Genomic DNA, 20,796 nt, shown 5'->3' with positions numbered 1-20,796 from the left:
CCATGATCAAGCACATTGCCCGCACGGCTGGCTTCACTGGCCTGCTCGCTGCCCTGCTGCTGACCTTGCTGCAAAGCCTGTGGGTCACCCCGCTGATTATCAAGGCGGAAACCTACGAGAGTGCAGCGCCTGCAGTCGAAACCCATAGCCATGATGCGGGTGCCGCCGAGCATCATCACGATGCGCAAGCCTGGGCCCCCGAAGACGGCTGGCAACGGCTGCTGTCCACGACCGGTAGCAACCTGGTAGTGGCCGTCGGTTTTGCCCTGGTACTGGCGGGGCTGTATACCTTGCGTGCGCCTGGAGGTTGGGTCGCAGGCGCACTGTGGGGCCTGGCAGGCTTTGCGGTGTTCTGCCTGGCGCCCACGCTGGGCTTGCCAGCGGAGTTGCCAGGAACGGCCGCGGCCGATCTGGCGCAACGCCAGTTCTGGTGGATCGGTACTGCAGCGGCCACCGCCATTGGTTTGGGGCTTATTGCATTCGCCAACAACGGTTTGCTCAAGTTACTGGGCGCCGCACTGCTGGTCATCCCTCATGTAATCGGTGCACCGCAGCCAGACGTGCATGAGGCCTTGGCTCCGGAAGCACTGGAGGCCGAATTCAAACTCGCTTCACTGCTGACCAACGCTGCCTTCTGGCTGGCATTGGGCTTGATCAGCAGTTGGCTCTACCGTCGCCTGAGCCAGGCGTAATGCCTGAACAGCCCAATCCGTTACGAGTATTCGCCGGGTTGGGCTGTCGCCGAGGCTGTTCGGTGGCAGCCTTGAGCGATCTACTGGATCAAACCCTGCGGGCCCATGGCCTCAGCCACGATAACCTGCGTGGCCTTGCCAGTATCGAACTGAAAAGCGAGGAGCCCGGCCTGCATGCCCTCGCCGCTCAACTCGGCATTCCACTGCTGTTTTTCAGCGCTGCCCAGTTGGCCACCTTTGAATCACGCCTGACCCACCGTTCGCTCCCCGCCTTCGCCCACAGCGGCTGTTACGGCGTCGCTGAAAGTGCTGCACTTGCATTGGCCGAGCACTACGGCGCAATGTCTGCACAGCTCCTTGTTCCACGTCATGCCAGCCTTAATGCCACCCTGGCATTGGCCTGCGGCGCGTCCTTTGACGGATAATCTGCGCCTCGCATCGACCTTACCTTCAGGATTCACCCCATGACCGTCTATTTCATCGGTGCCGGCCCCGGCGACCCGGAGCTGATTACCGTCAAGGGCCAGCGCCTGATTCATCGCTGCCCGGTCATTATCTATGCTGGCTCTCTGGTGCCCGCTGCCGTGCTCGAAGGGCACCGTGCCGAAACCGTGATCAACAGCGCTGAGCTTCACCTGGCGCAAATTATCGAGGCCATGCGAGAAGCCCATGCCAAAGGCCAGGATGTGGCCCGGGTACACAGTGGCGATCCGAGCCTGTATGGGGCCATTGGTGAGCAGATTCGCTATTTGCGCGAACTGGCGATTCCCTTCGAGATCATTCCCGGTGTCACCGCTGCTGCCGCCAGCGCCGCCTTGCTCGGTTGCGAGCTGACCCTGCCTGAGGTTTCGCAGAGCGTCATCCTCACGCGCTATGCCGACAAATCGCCTATGCCCGCTGGCGAGGAACTGGCCAGCCTGGCCGCACACAAGGCTACGCTTGCCATACACTTGGGGGTGCAGCATCTGGCAAAGATTGTCGAAGAATTGCGCCCCCACTATGGCGGGGACTGCCCAATCGCGGTCGTGCACCGTGCGACATGGCCCGACCAGGACTGGGTCAAAGGCACGCTGGACGATATCCTGACGCAAGTCCAGGCTAAGGGCTTCCGGCGTACTGCATTGATTCTGGTAGGACGGGTACTGGCAGCAGATGCCTTTGCCGAATCGGCGCTGTACCGTGCCGGCCACGCACACCTCTACCGGCCTTAGACGGCCTGTGTGCGACAGCACACTCACTGAGAATGAAGGAGTCGACCATGCTTGAACTGCGTCCCAACTGTGAATGCTGTGGTACCGATCTGCCTGGCGACAGCCAGGATGCGTTTATCTGCTCCTTCGAATGCACTTATTGTCGAGACTGCAACAACAATGAATTGAAGGGCCTCTGCCCAAACTGCGGCGGTCAACTGACGGCCCGCCCGCCACGTGTCGGTGCAGCATTAGTGCGCAACCCTGCTTCGACACAACGTATCGTCAAGGAAAACGGCTGTCCAACCCGCTCGAGCAAGTAGCCTCTCAACTGCAGGACACACCAAAGCGCGTCTTCATATGAGGCCGCGATTCCGGTTTTTCCAATAGCAGTTAGGCATGCTTCACTTTGATCGTAGGATTTTTCACTTAAACAACCTGTATTTTTCTACGCTCCTATACTCTCCATACTCATTGGCTATTATTCTGCGTATCGTAAGCTGCTTGCCGACAACGGCCTGGCGCGCCTTCCTGAGAAAATCAAGAAAAGGCCCACATTCACGACAAGGAGTTGCGCATGGCGAAGGTCTTAATCGTCGACGATCACCCCACTATTCGTATTGGCTTGAAGATGCTGCTGGAACAGCAGCGGCACCAGGTCCTGGGCGAGTGCGGCGACGGCGCAGAATCTATTCAGTTGGTTGAAAAGCTCAAGCCCGACGTTGTCATTCTTGACCTTGGGCTGCCACGCCGTGATGGCCTGAGTGTGATCCAGCGTCTGCTGAAAGCGGATCAGCCGCCGCGCATTGTGGTGTACACCGGACAGGCAGCAGAGCTGTATGCCCGAAGGTGCCTGGATGCAGGTGCTTCCGCCTTTGTTCAAAAGGAAGAGACGGCCGACTCCCTGATGGCGGCCTTGAAAGCGGTTGTGTCCGGTTACTCTTACTTCCCTGACATGTCCTTGCGCGGCCCGATGACCACTGAGAAGCAGCGCCTGGAAGAGTTGTCCGCTCAAGAAATGGTCGTGCTGCGCTTGCTCGCCAAAGGCCGCTCCAACAAAGATATCGCTGACGACATTCAGCTCAGCCCAAAGACCATCAGTACCTACAAAACCCGAATCATGGAGAAGCTACAGGTCAATTCGCTGGTCGAAATGGTCGATCTGGCCAACCGTAATATGCTATGAAGCGCCCAAGGCTGGCCTTTCTGGCCTGCTGTCTGGTATTGCTGACAGCCAGTCACTCTTTCGCTGACAGTCAGGGCGAACCGCGCACGCTGCTCGCCCGCTCCTTGAGCAGTAGTAAACCCTTGTCGCTGTCGGAGGATGACCGTCAGTGGTTGAAAGACAAGCGCACGCTGGTATTGGGCACCTCGGCGCCGGACTACCCTCCGTTCGACATCAACCTCAGCCAGACCGACTATGAGGGCCTGACTGCAGATTACGCAGGCCTGCTCGGCGAGCAGTTGAAAATTCCGATTGAAGTGCAACGTTTCTCAAGCCGTCACGAGGCCATCGCCGCCCTGGATGCAGGCCGCATCGACCTGCTGGGCAGCGCCAACGGCTATGAGGCGGCAGACACTACGCTGATCCTGAGCCAGCCGTATGCCGATGACCAGCCCATCATCGTCACCCCACTGGGCAAACCCCGCAGTACAGAGGACCCACTGGCAAACGTGACATTGGCCATGGTGGACCACTACCTGCCGGAGGCCGAGGTTCACCAGCTTTACCCTGCGGCACACTTGCAACTCTACAACTCGACCCTGAGCGCCCTTTCTGCCGTGGCCTTGGGCCAGGCCGAGGCCTATTTCGGTGATGTTGTCAGTTCTGACTATCTGATTGGCCGGTACTTTCAAGACAGCTTGCGGATCTCGCATTTTGTCAAAAATGATCGAAGCAGCTTTTCCTTCGCGCTGTCACGCGACAATCAGACCTTGCTACGCCTGGTCAACCAGGCCCTGGGTAATATCGCAGACAGCGACCGCCTTAACGTACTGCGCCGCTGGAGCAGCGGTAATGCGAGCATCCTGCTGAACCGCGAAGCGTCATCGCTGAATGCGACTGAGCGTGCCTGGATTGAACAACACCCCATCGCACGGGTTGCAGTGAACAGCACCTACGCGCCGCTTACGTTCATGGATGACAACCAGCACTTTCGCGGTATCACCGTTGACTTGCTGGAGCAGATCACATTACGCACCGGCTTGAGGTTCGAATTTGTAGAGGCCCCCTCGGTATCGGCAATCATCGAGCAGGTTGAACATGGCCAGGCTGACATCGCAGGGGCGCTGATGTATGGCCCGTCCCGGCAAGCCCGGCTCAATTTTACCCGCCCCTACCTGGCCAATCCCCAAGTGATTGTCACCAGCCTGCGCGAGGATGCACCGCAGAGCCTTGAGCAGCTAAAGGGCCGACGCCTGGCGGTCGTGCGCGACTATGCGTTCAAGGACCAGTTGTTGAAGCAGCACCCGGATATTCAGTTAGTCGAGGCGCCCAATGCCATGGCGCTGATGGAGTACGTCGCTCAAGGCCGGGCAGATGCCGCTATCAGCACTCACCTGAATGCCGTCTACTTCACCCGCAGGTTGTTCAAGGACAGTCTGCGGATCTGTGCAACGCTGGGTGATACACCGGTTACCGCTGCTTTCGCCACCGCGCCCGATGCCACGGTTCTGCATTCGATTCTTAACAAGGCGCTGCTGAGCATCCCCCCAGACGAGATGGTCCAGTTGACCAACCGCTGGCGAACCAATGCACTGATCAGCAACGACCGTTGGCAGAACTACCGTGCACTGATCCTGCAGATTCTGATCGGCGCCGGCCTGGTCATTGGCGCCATTTTTTTCTGGAACCACTACCTGCGCAAACTGATTCGACAACGTACCGAGGCCGAACAGGCGCTGCAGGAACAGTTGGGTTTCAGCAAACGCTTGCTTGAAGAGTTACGTGAAGCCAAAGAACAGGCCGATTCAGCCAACAGGGCCAAAAGTACCTTCCTGGCAACCATGAGCCATGAGATCCGAACCCCGATGAACGCAGTCATCGGCCTGTTGGAGCTGGCCGTCATCGATGCCGAACAAGATCGCGCAGACCCCGCTTCACTGAAGGTTGCCTCTGATGCTGCCAATGGTCTGTTGGAACTGATCGGCGATATTCTTGACATCGCCCGGATCGAGTCAGGGCACATGACCCTGACCCCTCAGCCGACCGACCTGCTGGCCGTGATTGACGCGACCGTGCGCATGCATGAAGGCAGTGCAAGGCTCAAGGGGCTGACGTTGCGATCCGACTTGCAAAGGCCCTTGCCCGGCCTGGTATTGATCGACCCCCTGCGTTTCCGGCAGGTACTGTCGAACCTGTTGAGTAATGCCATCAAGTTCACCGAACACGGCCATGTCACCGTCCGCCTGCGCGCTGACAGCACCTCTTCAGACCCACACATGGACCTGCAGCTTGACGTGGAAGACACCGGTGTCGGCATCAGCCTCGAAGACCAGGCCCGCTTGTTCAGCCCCTTTGTGCAAGCCAGTCATCAGCGCTCCCAGCAAGGTACCGGCCTGGGGCTGGTGATCAGCCGCACACTGTGCGAACTCATGGGTGGGCGCCTGACGTTGCACAGCACACTTGGCCAAGGCACCCGGATCTGTATTGAACTCTACCTGCCACGAGTAGACCCCAGTAGCGTGGCAACCCTGCCAACCGAGGATGCTCCGCAGAACGGCATCAGTCCGAAGCTGAGCATTCTGGTCGTCGACGACTACCCCGCCAACCTGATGCTGCTTGAAAAGCAACTGAGCGTGCTGGGGCATGATGTCACCCTGGCGGATGATGGCAGCCGTGCGTTGCAAGCCTGGCAGAATCAGCGTTTCGATGTGGTTATCAGCGACTGCAACATGCCCATCATGGACGGGCATGAACTGACCCGGCGTATTCGCAGTGCAGAAGCCGAGAACAACCTGCCCCCCTGCTTGATCCTTGGCCTGACCGCCAATGCCCAAGCTGAAGAGCGAGAACGCTGCCTGTCCTCCGGCATGAATGACTGTCTGTTCAAACCCATCGGTCTGAACGAGTTGCGCCGCCAGTTGCAGACAGCCGGGGCCGGCCCTCAAGCCGATCCTGCACCTGGAAGTGGCCTTGGCCCTGTAGACAGCGCATCCAGCGCAGACAGCAGCGGCTTCGATATCGACAACCTGCGCTACCTGACGCTGGGCGATCCGAAACTGATCACACGCCTGTTGGGTGAACTGGCAGAGAGCAACGCCAAAGACCTTGAGGCACTGCAGTCGCTTGGCGCTTCTCCTACGCACCAGGATGTGCGCGCACTGGCGCATCGGATCAAAGGGGGGGCCAAAATGCTCAAGGCCCGCGGCGTCGTGCAGTGTTGTGAAGCCGTAGAGCAGGCCTGTGCCGGAAAACCCTCGCAACAGGAACTGCATGCCCTGATCCTGAAACTGGAAAAGAGCATGACCGACCTGGATGCGCATTTGAATCAACGCACCCCAACCCACTAGGCTCAGGTGCTTTCGCGAACAACCAGCTCGAAGCCCAGGTCCTGTGCCGATTGCAGGCCTTTCTTGCCGTCCAGTACCGCCAGCAGTGCTTGCGCCGCGCAACGCCCGACAGCGGCGCGTGGTGTTCGTATCGAGGTCAACCGGGGTACCAGGTGAGCCGATGATGGCAAGTCGTTGAACCCCACCATCGCGACACGCTCTGGCACGGCAATCCCCTGGCGCAACGCTTGAAGTATCGCGCCCTGCGCCAGGTCGTCGTTACAGAAGAAAATCCCGTCGAGGTCAGGGTGTTGGGCAATCAGCTGGCTGAACAGCTCACTCCCCAGGCCAATGGATGAAGGTTGTGGTGCCAGCAATTCCAGCTCCGGCGCTTGCAGCCCCGCTTCGGCAAGCACCTGGCGAAAACCTTCAGCCCGCTGCATGACACGAGGATCCAGCTGTGCGGCGATAAAGCCCAGCCGGCGTCGCCCCCGGGCCAACAAGTGTTGCGCTGCTGCGCGGCCAGCGTCGCGCTGGGAGAAGCCTACCGAGATCACCCCTTCTGCGTTGCCAAGTTCCATCATGTGTACGCAGGGCACAGCACTGGCGCTCAACATCCGCTGCGCTGCCTCGGTGCGATCGAAGCCAGTCAGCAGAATGCCGCAGGGCTGATAGGCCAGGTAGTTGCGGATCAGGTTCTCCTCTTCGGCAAGGTCGTAGTGGTAGTTACCGATCAATACCTCCAACCCGCGCGGGCGCATGACCTCATGGATCGCTTCGAGCGTGTCGATGAACAAGTGGTTGGACAACGACGGAATCAGCACGACCACCGACTGGCTTTGCGCCGAAGCCAATGCACGCGCAGCCGGGTTGGCGACATAGCCCAGTGTCGCCGCGGCCACCTGGACTTTTTCTACCAGCTCCGGGGCAACCGTACTGACACCGCGCAATGCGCGGGACGCTGTGATCGGGGAAACCCCGGAAAGCCTGGCCACTTCTGCCAGGGTGGGACGACCGGTAGTGCGGGAGCCGATTCGGGTCATGGGCCTGATATTTTTGTCTTGCAAAGAATGGGGAACGAGCACTAAGGTAGCGCTGTCTCATGCGTCAGGCAATGCAAAACTGCGTGCGTGCTGCAAGGAACACCCAGACTGCTAATACAAAATCAATAACATCTGGGCAGGTAGCGTCCGAGCCAATCTTTCTACCGGCCAAAGACAGCGCTATCTTGCTCTGCAGGAGGTACCGATGAACACTTCCCAGGCCGCGATAGTGGTAATGGGTGTAGCTGGATGCGGCAAGAGCCGCATGGGTTCAGCTATTGCCGAACGCAGTGGTGGGCACTTGATCGAAGGCGATGCCTTTCATCCAGCCGCCAACATCGAAAAAATGAGCGCCGGCATTCCACTCGACGACCACGACCGCGCCGGTTGGTTGATACGCCTGGCTGAAGAGCTGCAGGCTACGATCGCCGCAGGTGAACGCCCTATTCTCACCTGCTCGGCCCTCAAGCAACGTTACCGGCAGACCTTGCGTGATGCCGTGCCGGCGTTATGTTTCGTCTTTCTCGAATTGTCCCCAGAAGAAGCCACCCGACGCGTCCGCGCCCGTCCGGGGCATTTCATGCCCGCCAGCCTGATCGACAGCCAGTTCGCAGCACTTGAAGCCCCCCATGACGAGCCGCTGACACTGGTGCTGGATGCCACCTTGCCGGTCGATCAGTTGGCAACCAGGGTGGACCAATGGCTAAAGCCCTGCGGTGAGTCGTTACTGGCGCAAACAGCCTGACCAAAGCTGATTTTCCGGCTCACCAAAGATAGCGCTATCTCAGGCATTTCAAGCACCACCCATACTGCCCAAAATAAAGACAATATGAGGCTCTGAACCATGTTCGGACTGGCAACTGACACGTACCTGCTATTGGACGCCCTGCTCACCATCATCGGCCTGGTGCTGCTGATTACCCACTTTAAAGTCCACCCCTTCGTCGCCCTGACACTGGCTGCCGGCTTCCTCGGCCTGACCTCCGGCATGCCGGTGGCCAAGGTGATGAAGTCATTTCAAGACGGTTTCGGCGGTGTGCTCGGTTTCGTCGGTATTGTCCTGGCACTGGGTACCATGCTCGGCAAACTGATGGCCGACTCTGGCGGGGCCGACCAGATAGCACAGACACTCATCCGTGCGTTCGGCAAACGGTACGTCCATTGGGCCATGATGTTCGCGGCCTTTCTGGTGGGCATTCCGCTGTTCTTCGAGATCGGTTTCGTCTTGCTCATCCCGCTGGTATTCATCGTTGCCCGACGCTCCGGTGTGTCGCTGATCAAGATCGGCATTCCGCTGCTCGCCGGCCTGTCAGTGGTACACGGGTTGGTGCCGCCACATCCAGGTCCGCTGCTGGCGATTGGCATTTTCAATGCCGATATTGGCAAGACGATTTTCTACGGACTGATCGTTGCCCTGCCGACCGCCATCATTGCTGGCCCGCTGTATGGCAACTTCATCTCGCGTCATATCCCAGGTTCACCCTCACAGGCATTGATGGAGCAGATTGCGCGTGAGTCCGACCAGCAGAACCTGCCGAGCTTCAGCGTGACGCTGATGACCGTGCTGTTGCCAGTGTTCCTGATGCTGCTGAAAACCTTCGCCGACGTTGTGCTGCCCGCCGAGCACATCTTCCGCCAGTGGATGGACCTGATCGGACACCCGATCACCGCCCTGCTCGCCGCGCTGTTGCTGGCGTTCTATACCTTTGGCTCAGCCCGCGGGTTCAACCGCCAGCAGATCATGAAACTGCTGGACCAAAGCCTGGCCCCTACTGCCGCCATCGTGCTGATCGTTGGCGCCGGCGGTGGCTTCAAGCAAATGTTGGTCGATACCGGTGTCGGCAATGTCATCGGGCAGATGGCCGTCCAGGCGCAGATTTCGCCCATCATGCTCGCCTGGCTGGTAGCGGCGGTGATTCGCATCGCCACAGGATCAGCGACGGTCGCAACCATCACAGGCGCCGGAATCGTTGCGCCGGTGATCGGGATGATTCCCGGGGTGAACCGCGAATTGCTGGTACTGGCCACCGGGGCTGGCTCGTTGATCCTGTCTCACGTCAACGATGCGGGGTTCTGGCTGGTGAAGCAGTACTTCAACATGACCGTAGCGCAGACGTTCAAGACCTGGAGCATGATGGAGACCATCCTCTCCGTGGTCGGAATCATCTTCATCATGCTGCTGTCATGGGTGGTTTGATCAACGTGGCGCCGGGCTGACCGGCGCCACGTTACATCAGAACGCAGCCTTGAAGATGGCTTCAATCTCGGCCTGGTTCGCCGGGCGTGGGTTGGTCAGACCGCAGGCGTCTTTCAGCGCATTGGCCGCCAGCGTCGGGATATCCTCTTCGCGGGCACCGAGCACCGCCAGGCCAACCGGAATGTCGATAGACCGTGCCAGGCTGACGATCCCGGCGATGGCCGCATCACTGCCCTGCTCCGGGGTCAGGCCGTTGGTTTCGATACCCATGGCCGTGGCCACATCGCGCAAGCGCGTGGCACTGACGCTGGCGTTGAAACGCTGCACATGAGGCAGCAGCACGGCATTACAAACGCCATGCGGCAAGTCATAGAAGCCACCCAATTGATGAGCCATCGCATGCACATACCCCAGCGAGGCATTGTTGAATGCCATGCCCGCCAGGAACTGCGCATAGGCCATGTTCTCGCGGGCCTTGAGGTCGGCGCCTTCGTTCACGGCCTGACGCAGGTTCTCGTTGATCAACGCTATCGCTTTCAGCGCGCAGGCATCGGTAATCGGTGTGGCTGCCGTCGACACATACGCCTCAATCGCATGGGTCAGCGCATCCATACCGGTTGCAGCGGTCAGTGACTTGGGCATGGCTACCATCAAGGCCGGGTCGTTGACCGATAACAGCGGTGTCACGTTGCGGTCGACAATGGCCATTTTTACGTGGCGGGCCTCGTCGGTAATGATGCAGAAACGCGTCATTTCACTGGCGGTGCCGGCCGTGGTGTTGATCGCAATCAGTGGCAATTGCGGCTTGGCCGAACGGTCGACACCTTCGTAGTCACGGATATGCCCGCCGTTGGTTGCACACAGCGCGATGCCCTTGGCACAGTCATGGGGCGAACCGCCGCCCAATGAAATGACAAAGTCGCACCGCTCACGCTGCAGCAGGGCCAGCCCTTGTTCGACGTTGGCAATGCTGGGGTTGGGTTTGGCACCGTCAAAAATGGCGGCATCGATGTCGCGCACCGCCAGCTGCTCGGAAATCCTCTCGGCAACACCGGCCTTGGCCAGGCCACTATCGGTGACGATCAAGGCCTTGCGAAAACCGTAGCCGGCAATAGCATCCATTGCCTCTGCCAGGCAATCGATGCCCATGATGTTGACCGCTGGAATGAAAAACGTACTGCTCATGGTCCGATCCCTCATGCAATGTGCGATTGCACTCAGGATCTACCTGTAGGCAGAACGGCGTGTTGATCTGTGGCAACGAAGGGCTTAACCCAGAAACAACTGGTAGGCCGGATTATCCGTTTCGTCCCAGTAGCGATAGCCTATGGCGTCCAGCATCGCGGGTAACTCCGCACGCTCCTCTTCTGGCACTTCAAGAGCGGTAAACACCCGGGCTTCAGCCGCACCGTGGTTGCGGTAGTGAAACAGGCTGATGTTCCAGCGCTTGCCCAGCCGTTCAAGGAACGCCAGCAAGGCACCTGGGCGCTCAGGAAACTCAAAGCGCAGGACCCGTTCGTTGGCACCGGGACCAGCATGGCCGCCAACCGTATGGCGAATGTGCAGCTTGGCCAGTTCGTTATCCGTCAGGTCTAGCACGCTGTAGCCCTGATCACGCAGGCTCGACAACAACTGCGCACGAGGATCCCGCTGGGGGTGGGTTTGCACGCCCACGAACAGGCGAGCCTCCTTGCCGGGGTAGTAGCGGTAATTGAACTCGGTGATCTGACGCTTGCCCAGCGCCTGGCAGAACGCCCTGAAGCTGCCGGGTTGTTCCGGGATGGTCACCGCGATGATCGCTTCACGTTGCTCCCCCAGTTCTGCGCGTTCGGCTACGTGCCGCAACCGGTCGAAGTTGACGTTGGCCCCCGAATCGATGGCCACCAGCGTCTGCCCCGTCACACCGCGCGACGCCACATACCGCTTGATGCCGGCGACAGCCAATGCGCCCGATGGTTCGGTGATCGAACGGGTGTCGTCATAGATATCCTTGATCGCCGCGCAGATTTCATCGTTGCCAACCGTGATCACCTCATCCACGAAGTGACGACACACGTCAAAACAATGCGCACCGATCTGCGCCACGGCCACACCGTCTGCGAAACTGCCGACCTGTGACAGTACCACCCGCTCCCCGGCCGCCATGGCCGCTTGCAGGCAGTTGGAGTCTGCCGGTTCTACACCAATGACCTTGACCTGCGGACGCAGGTACTTCACATACGCCGCGATCCCCGCGATCAACCCACCACCACCGACCGGCACGAAGATCGCATCCAGGTTGCCAGGCTGCTGACGAAGGATTTCCATGGCGACAGTGCCCTGCCCGGCAATGACGTCCGGGTCATCGAAGGGCGGCACAAAGGTCATGCCCTCGGTGTCGGCCAACGTCAGCGCATGAGCCAGGGCTTGAGGGAAGCTGTCACCGTGCAACACCACGTGGCCACCACGGGAACGCACACCTTCGACCTTCAGTTCAGGGGTGGTGGTTGGCATTACGATAGTGGCGGTCATGGCCAACTCGCGGGCGGCCAAGGCAACGCCTTGAGCATGGTTGCCTGCCGACGCGGTGACCACGCCAGAGGCGCGCTGGGCGGCAGTCAAGGCACTCAATCGGGTATACGCGCCACGGATCTTGAAGGAAAAGGTGGGCTGCAGGTCTTCACGCTTGAGCAACACCTCGTTGCCCAAGGCAGCCGATAGTGCACGGGCCGATTGCAGTGGTGTTTCAATGGCCAGGTCATACACCGGTGCGGCAAGAATCCTGCGCACATAGTCCGACAGCATCGTGGTCAAGACGGTGGGTACGCTGGGGCAAGCGGTAAGGCTGGTCATCGGTGACTCCTGGTTTTTTTCAAAGTGCCCAGGAGAGAGAGAAAGAACCCGCCTCCAGGGCGGGTTCGGTGCAAGTGCCAGCTAGCCCGCCAAAACGATAATGGCGGTAATAATGCTGTGCTGAGGCAAATGCGGGAGTAAAGTCATGAGGAGGAAACTAGCTCAGGTCTCCCCCTCACGTCAACGACTTGTGCTAGGCTTGCCGCCCCGCTTGGCCTCAAGCGTCCGACCAAGCGATTGGACAAGCTTTCGGGCAACTGCTTGTATCTAGCGTTTACAGGACATGATTACCGTACAACTTCTAGCACGCGCAAGGAGGCTATGAGGAGCACGAACATGCCCTATAAAGTCATGATGGTTTTCGGCACACGCCCCGAAGCGATCAAGATGGCGCCGCTGGCGAGGGTATTGCGCCAATGGCCCGACATCGCGCTGAACATCTGCTCCAGCGGGCAACACCGGGAAATGCTCAATCACGTTCTGAAGGACTTCTGCCTGACCGTCGACATCGACCTTCAGGTCATGACCGACAACCAGAGTCTCAACGAATTGTCCCAACAGTTGCTGGGTAAGCTCGACCTTTACTACGAGCAGGTAAAACCGGATATCGTCCTTGTTCACGGTGATACCACCACCAGTTTCATTGCTGCGCTCTGTGCCTTCAACCGCCATATCCCCATTGCCCATGTCGAGGCCGGCCTGCGCACCGGAAACCTCAAGGCGCCCTGGCCCGAGGAAGCCAATCGCCGTATGACCACGATCATCGCCGACCTGCATTTCCCCCCGACCAAGAAGGCCCGCGATAACCTGCTGCACGAAGGGGTCGTGCTGGAGCAGATCGAAGTGACCGGCAATACGGTCATCGATGCCTTGCTGTGGATGCGCGAACACCTCAAGAGCAGCCACTGGAAACCGGCAACCGCCTCGCCACTGTCAGCCTTGCGCGATGACCAGCGCATGGTGCTGATCACTGGCCATCGCCGGGAAAACTTCGGGCATGGCTTTGAGCGTATCTGCCTGGCCATCGCCGAGCTGGCCCTGCGTTACCCCGAGGTTCAGTTCGTCTACCCGGTGCATCTTAATCCGCACGTCCAGAAGGCCGTCTACTCGGTTCTTTCACATCAGCCGAACATCCTGCTGGTCGCCCCTCAGGACTATCGACACTTTGTCTGGCTAATGGACCGCGCCTACTTGATCCTGAGCGATTCCGGAGGAATCCAGGAAGAAGCACCGGCACTGGGCAAGCCACTGCTGGTGCTGCGCAAGGTAACGGAGCGGCCCTCGGTACTGGAGGGTGGCACGGTGTTGCTGGTGGGCACCCAGACCGAACGGATCGTCAAGGAAACCAGCCGCCTGCTTGAAGAGCCTGACCACTACCAGCGCATGAGCCGGGTGTTCAGCCCTTATGGTGACGGACATGCCAGCGAGCGCATTGCCGAACGGCTGAGCCGCTGGCTCGAGGACAACGCCAACGGGCGAGAGATCTCATGAGCCTGGGCCTGGTCGACGCCCTGACCTACGTGCTGTTCGGCCTCAAGCTGCTGGCCATCGTACTGGCCAGCCTGATGTTCCTGCTCGGGCTCGACGATCTGTTCATCGACCTGATCTATTGGTTGCGCAAACTCATACGACGCTTTCGCATCTATGACAAATATGCGCGCGCCGACGAACGCCGCCTGTTCGAGGTACCGGAAAAACCGCTGGCAATCATGGTGCCTGCCTGGCACGAAGTGGGCGTCGTTGGCGAGATGGCCCGCTTGGCAGCCTCCACACTCGATTACGAGAACTACCAGATCTTTGTCGGCACCTACCCCAACGACCCGCAAACCCAGGCCGATGTCGACGCGGTGTGCCTACATTATCCCAATGTTCACAAAGTCATCTGTGCCCGCCCCGGCCCCACCAGCAAGGCCGACTGCCTGAACAACATCATCGACGCGATCCTGCGCTTCCAGCGCGATGCGAGAATCGAGTTCGCCGGTTACATCCTGCATGACGCCGAGGATGTCATCTCGCCGATGGAGTTGCGGCTGTTCAACTACTTGCTGCCCGACAAGGACATGATTCAGATACCGGTCTACCCCTTCGCCCCCCAATGGCACGGGTTCACGGCAGGTCATTACGTCGATGAGTTCGCCGAAAACCATGGCAAGGATGTCATTGTCCGCGAAGCGCTCAGCGGCCAGGTTCCCAGCGCCGGTGTCGGTACCTGCTTCAGCCGCCGGGCTATCACGGCACTACTTGAAGACGGCGACGGTATCGCATTCGATGTACAGAGCCTGACCGAAGACTACGACATCGGCTTCAGGCTCAAGCGCAAAGGCATGAAGTGCATCTTTGCCCGTTATTCGATAAGCGACCCGCAACTTGCGCTCAAGCGCGAGTGGCATTGGGGCATGAGCCGTGAATTTGCCCAGGTAATCTGCGTGCGCGAACACTTTCCGCGTGACTGGCGACACGCGATCCGCCAGAAGTCGCGCTGGATCGTGGGGATTGTCTTTCAGGGCACCAGCAACCTGGGCTGGAGCCGCATAGCGGCACTCAACTACTTCCTCTGGCGCGATCGCCGTGGGCTGTTTGCCTACCTGCTGAGCTTTCTGGTTAACCTGTTGTTCCTGGTGTTGCTGGCCATGTGGCTGGTGACGGTGATCGCGCCCGACGCCTGGCGCTTCCCGTCCATCCTGTCCGACAGCGCCCTGTTGTCGACGCTGCTCTGGCTCAACGGCCTGCTGTTGATCAACCGTTTGCTTCAGCGCGGTTATTTCGTCACCCGTTACTACGGCATCATTGAGGGCCTGCTTTCGGCACCCCGAATGATGTGGAGCAATTTCGTCAATTTTTTCGCCAACCTGCGAGCCCTGCGCCAAGTCTTGGAGATGGGCGACTCACGACGGGTCGCCTGGGACAAGACCACTCATGAGTTTCCAGCGCTGACCACCCCCATGCGCGAACCGTTGGGGCAGCGTTTGGTCGCCAAGGGGCTGATCAGCGAAGCACAACTGCAGGATGCCCTGACCAGCCCGGTACGCCGGCGCCTGGGGCGTGAGCTGCTGTTGCGAGGACTGATCGACAGCGAGCAGTTGGTCCAGGCACTTGCCGAGCAATTTGACATGGCGTGGGCACTGCTCAACCCGTTCAACATTCCCCCGGCGCTGATTACCCTCTTGCCTCGTCGGCTGGCTATTCTCTATGCGGTGCTGCCGGTCGCTGAAGACGGCCCGACGCTGGTTCTGGCCAGCGAGGGGCCTGTCAGCCAGGTGGCGCTGGGTGTGATCAGTCGCCAGTTGAAACGTCCCGTACGCTGCCAACTGGCCCCCCAAGGGCGAGTCACCCTGGGATTGAGTTATCACTACCCCAGCCCCTGGCAACCGGAGGACACGCGGCAAATGCTCGCAGTGCTGGCCAAGCATCAGGACGACGCTGCGCTCCTTGAGCGGGTCAGCCATCACCAGGTCATGCTTGGCGCACTGCTGCAGGTGCGTGGTATTTTGCCAAGCAGCCTGTTCAATCAGGTACTCATTGACTACAACCCGGAGCAGATGTCGATCGGCGAGCACCTGGTTGCGCGCGGTTTGATTACCGCCGAGGTTCTTCAGGAAGCGCTGGCCGAGCAGGCCGCCGAGCTGCGGATCGCCTATCAGATGGCACAGGAAGTGGCATGAAACGACGTCCACTGCTGATTTTCACCAGCCTGCTGGTAGCGTGCATCAGTTCACAGACGCTCGCCGCGCCGCTCAGTAGTTTTGAGCGATTCCGCAGCTTTCCCTATATGGACCGCAGCTACCGCGAGGCGCGCAACAACAACTGGCAAGAGGTCGAGCGGTTGACCCGGCACCTGCTGGAGAAAGTACCCAACAACGATGATGCACGCGCCCTGCTGATCGAGGCGCTTACCCGGCAACGACGCTACCGCGAGGCTGTACAGGTGGCCGAAGCCTTTGGCGCCAGCGCAGATCACGCCGACGCCCTGCTGCAACTGCGCCTGACCTGGATTGAGCAAGACCCGCCCGGTAAAAGCCAGGTCGAGCGGTGGATCGCGGACAGTGACCTCACGCAACGCATACGCTTATGGCAAGCCTATAGCCTGAGCCTGGCCAAATTCGGGGGCGCCCAACGGGCATTGGAATGGCTCAACCAACTGCCTGGCAAAGGTGATGATCGTCTGCTGCGCATGGCGCGCGCCAACTGGGCCGAGCAACTGCACAACAGTGAGCAAACCATAGCACAGCTCGCGCCTTTGGCCGCGCGCGGGCCGTTGCCTGAAGAACCGTGGCGGCGCCTGGCCAATGCTTACGTCCAGCGCCTGGACGAAACAGCACTCAGCGCACTGTTGACCAAGCCGCCGTCTGCCGAAGCGGCACGCCAAATGCGCCTGGCGATGATCGACCGAGCCATCGCGCTGGATCAAAAGAACCTGGCACTGCGCTGGCTGCAAGCATTACCCAAGCAGGAGCTTGAGCAACCGCAACGGCGTCAGCAACTGAGGGAGCTCGTCCAGCAAAGCGACCGCAGGGCCTTGGCTCAACGCCTGCCGGTCGAAGCCATGGCGCATCCTCTCGATCACCCAGGTGAAGCCATTGATGCCTGGGAGCGCCTTTATCACCTCAACGGTAGCCTGGAGGCGCTGGATCAGGTCACCTACCTACAACTCACACACCATCAGGATGACCGTGCACAACACTTGCTCGAACTGGCCTACGACCGTCGCCAAGGTCCCTGGCCACCGGTGTTACTGCAACGGCTAGGTGGATTGTACAGTCGCGTCGACAGGCCACTGGATGCAGGCCGTGCGAAAACCCTGATCCCGCAACTCGACAGCGCCAGCCGCGAGCAACTGCTGGCACGCTTGGCACAGAGTGGTCACTGCGAAGTCGTTCGCGCAGCGACCCCGCCAATACCTCATGAAATCGGTGAGTTGCGTGCGCTGGGCCGCTGCGCGATGCCAGAACGCCCCGGAGTGGCCGTCGCCTATTACCAGGCGGCCGTACGACGTGGCGACCCGGCCAGCCAAGTGCCATTGGCCTATGCACTGGACGCGGCGGGCGACGCCGAAGCCGCCTACAGGATCTGGCAGCAACTGCCCTCCGAGCAGTGGACGGCCAATGCCCGACTTACCGCCGCCCGTAGCGCCTTGAACAGCAACCACACTCAAGAGGCCTGGGTGCATTGGCGTGCTGCGCCACACAGCAGCGCCGACGACTGGGCATTGGGCGCGGCCATTGCGCAACGCCGTGGCGCTTTCGCCGAAGCCATGGCCCTGCAACGCGAAGCGCTGCGACATCAGCCGCGCGCCGATCACTACTATGCAGCCTCCGTGACCGCACAGCACGCCAACGAGCCGCAGCAGAGCCATGAATGGCTGGCAGAAGCGGCACGGCTCGCCCCCGAAAACCCGCGCTATCGCGCCGACTACGGCGTGCGCCTGGCCGCCGCCGATACACCACAACTGCGTAGGCAATCGCTGCCCTACCTGATACAGGCCAGCCACGACTTTCCGGAAGACTACCGCATTGGCGAAACCCTGGCCTGGCGCTACGACGAGGTTGAAAACAGCGCGGCAGCCCGCCAGGAACTGCGCCGTATCATCGACCTGGAACAGAACATGGTGGACGACGGTACCGATGACATCCGCCTCGCCGCCCGTGTTTATCGGCAACGCCGCGCCCATCAAAGCCTTTCGCAACGCGACAGCATCAGTTTGGCCAGCACCTGGTCGCCGGCCGGCGTCTCGACCAACGACACCCTGCGCAGCAGCAACCCACAACGCCGTGCCGCCTCGCAGAACGTTCAGTTGGCCCTGTGGGACCATGCCCTGGGTGATTAGCCGAGCCGCAACGGCAGCACACTGTCGGTGTATGGCCGAGTGCTGTTCGGCGGCCAGGACCGCAGCAACTATGCCCAAAGCATGGGGACCGGGCTTGGCCTGCGCTACAAACCATTCGGCACCACCAACCTGAACCTGTACGCCGAGTTGTACAACCAACGCCAGATCGACGATCAGCACTACAGCGGTCTCAGCCTCGGCCAACTGCTCAGCCCCGGCAAGGTCGCTGACAACTATGTCGACCTGCGCGGTAATGCCCAGAGCAGCAATGACCTGCTGCTACGCGCAACTGCTTCGTTCCTCGATCAAGGCGACTACCGCAATGACTGGCGTGTCGAGGAGAACCACTGGAGTGAACGGTTTCTCTACCTGGACGCCGCCTGGTGGACGCATGCTGGCGAACACCAGTGGACATCACGCTTCCAGCAGGGGCATACCTGGAAACTGCCAGTGACCCGCCCGCAAACACTGATGCCCTATGGTTTTCTGGCGTTTTCCAGCCAGGATCCCGGCAACGACTGGCGTCAGGACCTGCGCACCGGCCTCGGCCTGCGCTGGCAATGGTGGTTCGATGACGACCGCTACAACGCCTATCGCAGCAATCTGACAGTTCGCACCGAATACCAGCAGGCGCTGGGCGGCAATCTATATGAGCATGCCAACGGCGTGCTCCTGGGCGTGGAGTTGAACTTCTGATGGGGCGATACGTACTGGGCGTGCTACTGCTGATACTGAGTGTTCTGGTCAATGCTGACGAACGTCTGTTTTACCAGCCGCTCAGCCGCGATGCGGCGCTGAGCCCGGCACAGTGGCGCACCCTCTGGCGCGAAACCGCAAACCAGGGCGTCCAGACCCTGATCGTGCAATGGAGCCGCTACGGCAGCGAGGACTTTGGCGGCGCCCAGGGTTGGCTCGCCAACAGCCTGCGCCTGGCCCATGAACAGGGCCTGCAATTGGTACTCGGGCTGCACATGGACGACGCCTACTACAGGCGTATCGACGAACTGGACGGCGCGGGCCTGATCGCCTACTGGAAAGCACAACTGGGCCAATCGCTGGCTCAGCAGCAACGGCTAAAGGACACCTGGGCGCTTCCGGTCAGCGGTTGGTACCTGCCCATGGAGCTGGATGACCTGCACTTCCAACAGGCCGACCGCCGTGAGGCGCTGCACACGCTGCTGCAAGCCTTCCTGCGCGAAGCAGGTGGCCCCATGCACCTTAGTGTTTTCAGCACTGGCAAGCTGTCACCGAACGGACAAGCACAGTGGCTGGAGGCATTGGCCCGTCTCGGCCTGACGGTATGGTGGCAGGACGGCGCGGGGACCGAGCGCTTGCCCGAGTTCGTCCGCCAGCAGTACGCGGCAGCGCTGGCCTGCGAGATTGGCATCATCCGTGAAGCGTTTCGCCAAACCAGCGCGGAAGGTCAACCGTTCAAGGCCACCCCCGCTCCACCGCAAACCACCACAGGCTGCCATCCGCAGGCCGTGTTTGAATTGCATTACCGGCCGTGGGCCAAGCACCTCCTGACCGCGCCAGACGGTACCTGAGCCAGCTTCTGCTAGTCCGCCGTATCGGCTTCACTGCCAGGCCCGGCGCCGACCGGCAAGCCGCCAAAGCGCTTGTAGAACCCTGCGCTGGCATCCGGCAACGGCCCGTCGGCGGTCTCCATCGCCGACTCCAGCCACTGCTCGGCTGCCGCATAGATCAACCGATAGATATTCCGGCACAACTGTCGCGCTGCACGCCCTTCCCAATCGCCAGGGAGCAATTCGTCAGGCAACTGCGGGTCACGCAGCAGCAGCTTGCGGTACTCATGAATCAGCAGGATGCGCGCCAGGAAGCATTCCTGTGGGTCGAGTTGCTCCTGCTCGCGCAGGCTTTGCCACAGTGGCCGGAACAACTGGATGAACTCGCTGTAATGCGCAGCCAACTCATCGATGTTCCAACTCTCGCGAACCTGCATGCGCAGTGCTTTTGAAGCCATGACATCCTGTGCAGTGGTCTCGAACAGCAGTGTGTCTTCCTGTGCGCCGAGGTCCAGAAGCGTGGCGTTCACATCGGCCCGGTCGCAACGTGGACACGCCAGCACCACCGGAGAAATCGCACCAAAGCCTTGCCACTCCAACTCTTCGCGCACCTGCTTGCGCTTGTCGGCCGGCAGTTGAGTCAACATTGCCAGGCACCACGAGCCGTCCCAGGCCGGTAAAGTGCTGGCGTAGACCCGCTTGAAGGCCTTGTCGAAACGACGCCGTCCCGTGCCGGTCAAGCTGTAATAGCTGCGCCGCCCGACTTTTTCAGCCGTTAGCCAGTTCTCCTTGGTCAAGCGAAAAATGGATGTGCGAATCAAGCGCTCGTTGATCCCAACGGGTTCGAGCAGCTGGATCAGGCTTCCCAGCCACACGGTACCGCCATGTGGCTCAATGGCATCACCGTAGAGCGTGATGATCAACGAACTGGCGCGAATGGGCGTTTGCTGCTGGAAACGGTCGATCAGTTTAGTGAGCGGAGCTAGGGACGACATGGGCGT

The 20,796-nt window shown here is 60.2% G+C and carries 15 protein-coding genes and 1 pseudogene; 12 read left to right on the top strand and 4 right to left on the bottom strand.

The annotated features are described in order from the left end of the window. Positions 1–2: 2 nt before the first annotated feature. From EKA13_RS05630 to EKA13_RS05605, 6 genes are all read left to right on the top strand, one after another. On the top strand, positions 3–692 hold the full coding sequence (locus EKA13_RS05630; RefSeq protein WP_065758416.1) for a CbtA family protein: 690 nt from the start codon (positions 3–5) through the stop codon (positions 690–692). Beyond that, positions 692–1,117, top strand: coding sequence for a cobalamin biosynthesis protein (locus EKA13_RS05625; protein ID WP_065758415.1), 426 nt, complete (start codon positions 692–694; stop codon positions 1,115–1,117). The genes EKA13_RS05630 and EKA13_RS05625 overlap by 1 nt, the downstream gene beginning before the upstream one ends. A gap of 39 nt (positions 1,118–1,156) precedes the next feature. Next, entirely contained in the window at positions 1,157–1,903 is a 747-nt protein-coding gene (gene cobM / locus EKA13_RS05620; RefSeq protein WP_065758414.1) for a precorrin-4 C(11)-methyltransferase, read from the top strand. Positions 1,904–1,950: 47 nt separating this feature from the next. Next, the gene (locus EKA13_RS05615) at positions 1,951–2,205 is read left to right on the top strand and encodes a DUF1272 domain-containing protein (RefSeq protein ID WP_065758413.1); all 255 of its coding nucleotides are present in this window, start codon (positions 1,951–1,953) and stop codon (positions 2,203–2,205) included. A gap of 254 nt (positions 2,206–2,459) precedes the next feature. Then, on the top strand, positions 2,460–3,068 hold the full coding sequence (locus EKA13_RS05610) for a response regulator transcription factor (RefSeq protein ID WP_065758412.1): 609 nt from the start codon (positions 2,460–2,462) through the stop codon (positions 3,066–3,068). Further along, the gene (locus EKA13_RS05605) at positions 3,065–6,394 is read left to right on the top strand and encodes a transporter substrate-binding domain-containing protein (RefSeq protein ID WP_065758411.1); all 3,330 of its coding nucleotides are present in this window, start codon (positions 3,065–3,067) and stop codon (positions 6,392–6,394) included. The genes EKA13_RS05610 and EKA13_RS05605 overlap by 4 nt, the downstream gene beginning before the upstream one ends. Positions 6,395–6,396: 2 nt before the next feature. Here the strand turns inward: EKA13_RS05605 and gntR are convergent, their stop codons facing one another. After that, positions 6,397–7,416 (bottom strand): HTH-type transcriptional regulator GntR, encoded by a 1,020-nt coding sequence (gene gntR, locus EKA13_RS05600; protein ID WP_065758410.1) that lies wholly within the window; start codon positions 7,414–7,416, stop codon positions 6,397–6,399. A gap of 205 nt (positions 7,417–7,621) precedes the next feature. Here gntR and EKA13_RS05595 point away from each other — a divergent pair, with 205 nt between their 5' ends. Both EKA13_RS05595 and EKA13_RS05590 read left to right on the top strand, forming a co-directional pair. Then, positions 7,622–8,161 carry a gluconokinase gene (locus EKA13_RS05595; protein WP_065758409.1) on the top strand — a complete coding sequence of 180 codons (540 nt, stop codon included), beginning with the start codon at positions 7,622–7,624 and terminating at the stop codon, positions 8,159–8,161. A 99-nt stretch (positions 8,162–8,260) separates the two neighbouring features. Next, positions 8,261–9,613, top strand: a complete 1,353-nt coding sequence (locus tag EKA13_RS05590; protein ID WP_065758408.1) for a GntP family permease — start codon at positions 8,261–8,263, stop codon at positions 9,611–9,613. A gap of 36 nt (positions 9,614–9,649) precedes the next feature. On the opposite strand, the gene yiaY is transcribed toward EKA13_RS05590, so the two are convergent. Then, positions 9,650–10,798 carry an L-threonine dehydrogenase gene (gene yiaY / locus EKA13_RS05585; protein ID WP_065758407.1) on the bottom strand — a complete coding sequence of 383 codons (1,149 nt, stop codon included), beginning with the start codon at positions 10,796–10,798 and terminating at the stop codon, positions 9,650–9,652. Between the two features lie 84 nt (positions 10,799–10,882). Further along, on the bottom strand, positions 10,883–12,445 hold the full coding sequence (gene ilvA, locus EKA13_RS05580; RefSeq protein WP_065758406.1) for a threonine ammonia-lyase, biosynthetic: 1,563 nt from the start codon (positions 12,443–12,445) through the stop codon (positions 10,883–10,885). 336 nt (positions 12,446–12,781) lie between these two features. Between ilvA and wecB the strand changes: the two genes are divergently transcribed. The 4 genes and pseudogenes from wecB (at position 12,782) to EKA13_RS05560 (ending at position 19,816) form a co-directional block, all read left to right on the top strand. Beyond that, positions 12,782–13,936, top strand: a complete 1,155-nt coding sequence (gene wecB / locus EKA13_RS05575; protein ID WP_065758405.1) for a non-hydrolyzing UDP-N-acetylglucosamine 2-epimerase — start codon at positions 12,782–12,784, stop codon at positions 13,934–13,936. Beyond that, entirely contained in the window at positions 13,933–16,107 is a 2,175-nt protein-coding gene (gene nfrB, locus EKA13_RS05570; protein ID WP_065758404.1) for a cyclic di-3',5'-guanylate-activated glycosyltransferase NfrB, read from the top strand. The genes wecB and nfrB overlap by 4 nt, the downstream gene beginning before the upstream one ends. After that, positions 16,104–18,965: pseudogene (locus tag EKA13_RS05565) on the top strand (NfrA family protein). Before nfrB ends, EKA13_RS05565 begins: the two are co-directional and overlap by 4 nt. After that, positions 18,965–19,816 (top strand): DUF4434 family protein, encoded by an 852-nt coding sequence (locus EKA13_RS05560; RefSeq protein WP_065758403.1) that lies wholly within the window; start codon positions 18,965–18,967, stop codon positions 19,814–19,816. Before EKA13_RS05565 ends, EKA13_RS05560 begins: the two are co-directional and overlap by 1 nt. An 11-nt stretch (positions 19,817–19,827) precedes the next feature. On the opposite strand, the gene paaX is transcribed toward EKA13_RS05560, so the two are convergent. Then, on the bottom strand, positions 19,828–20,790 hold the full coding sequence (gene paaX, locus EKA13_RS05555; RefSeq protein ID WP_065758402.1) for a phenylacetic acid degradation operon negative regulatory protein PaaX: 963 nt from the start codon (positions 20,788–20,790) through the stop codon (positions 19,828–19,830). Positions 20,791–20,796 lie beyond the last annotated feature (6 nt).

Origin of the sequence: Pseudomonas defluvii, assembly GCF_001695625.1 — a bacterium.
GTDB lineage: Bacteria > Pseudomonadota > Gammaproteobacteria > Pseudomonadales > Pseudomonadaceae > Aquipseudomonas > Aquipseudomonas defluvii.
The sequence above is the reverse complement of the archived record's forward strand: the minus strand, read 5'-3'. Positions and strand labels throughout refer to the sequence as shown.